This is a genomic window from Acidithiobacillus sp. TH-A36 (assembly GCF_057473445.1).
Map to the genome: position 1 here is coordinate 1 of NZ_JBYCKP010000380.1, position 1,384 is coordinate 1,384.

The following is a 1,384-nucleotide window of genomic DNA, read 5'->3' on the forward strand; positions in this document are numbered from 1 at the left end:
GCTGGTTGAATAAGCGATCCGCCAGTCTTCTCCCGGCAGCAATAGCCACCGGGGTCAGGGCGGGAGCGCTGGTCACGTCGCCCAACGCATAAATGCCAGGAACAGTGGTGTTTTGGAAAGCATCCACGGGAATGAATCCGTTTGCGTCTGAGCTGATGCCGGCATTTTCCAGCCCCAGTTCTGCACTGTTTGGACGTCTGCCAATCGCCCAAATGACGGCATCCAGTCCGCCCAGGCAGTCTCCATCCTGAAAGTGCAGGCATAAACCATCAGGGCGTTTTTCCAGCTCATGCACCTGACGCTGGGCCAGCAAATTGATGCCTTGGTGGAGCATGGCCTCCATCAGATGTTCACGGAGCATCGGCTCGAAATCATTCAGAAAATGCTTGCGACGCATGAGCAGTGATACATCACTGCCCAAAGCATGCAAAACGCCAGCCAGTTCCACGGCAATATAACCTGCTCCGACGATGGCGACACAGCGTGGAGCGTGTTCCAATTCAAAAAAACCATCTGAACTGATGCCGAGCTCGGCACCGGGAATATCCGGCCAGGTGGGTTGGCCACCGGTAGCGATGAGGATGTGCGGGGCACGCAGAATCTTACCGTCTACTTCCACCTGGTTTTTGTCATGAAAACGCGCATGTCCACGAATCAAGGTAACGCCATTACCATCCAGTCCCTGTGCATAGCGGCCATTGAGACGATCAATATAAGCGTCTCTTTTGGCCTTGAGCCGTTCCCAATGAAAACTGGAGGCAACCGCATCAAAACCATAGTCTTCTGCCATCCGCATTTGTTCGGCCAGGTGAGCAGCATTCCAGAAGATTTTTTTAGGCACACAACCAACATTAACGCAGGTGCCTCCCAATGGTCCTTCTGCGATCAATGCGGTTTTGGCCCCATAGCTGGCCGCCCGGTTGGCCGTGGCAATGCCGCCACTGCCGCCACCAATGACGATTAAATCATAATCCTGGTTCACGCTGGTTTCTCCTTGTTTTGCTGCGCTTATTCCGGTATCAACCCGACAGCTGGTGGGAAAGCTTTGCAGCGTCTTTGGCCCGCGCCGTTGTTGTTCTTGGCGAAATTCTGCGCCCGTCAGGAGAGCTTCTTGAGCCCGCAGGGCGAGTTCTCTCCTGACAGCAGGATGAGCCTTAGAACAACAGGCGAGGGACAACGGAGCAAAAAGCACCTATGGCAACTGCCGTTTTTATCATTCAACGCAAATAAATGTTTTTACCTAAACGCCGGAAGTCCTCGGCTTTTTCCTGCAACCCCTGGGCGCGCGCTGCCTCCAGATCTTCTGCGCCTTGATTCTGTGCGTATTCCTGCAAATCCTGGGAAATTTTCATGGAGCAGAAATGCGGTCCACACATGGAACAGA

General features: G+C 53.8%; 1 protein-coding gene. It reads right to left on the minus strand.

The window, feature by feature from the left end; translation table 11 throughout:
• Window positions 1-982: FAD-dependent oxidoreductase (locus tag AC2VLY_RS09900; protein ID WP_486922191.1), on the minus strand; the 982-nt coding region annotated here is incomplete at its 3' end.
• Window positions 983-1,384: the final 402 nt, after the last annotated feature.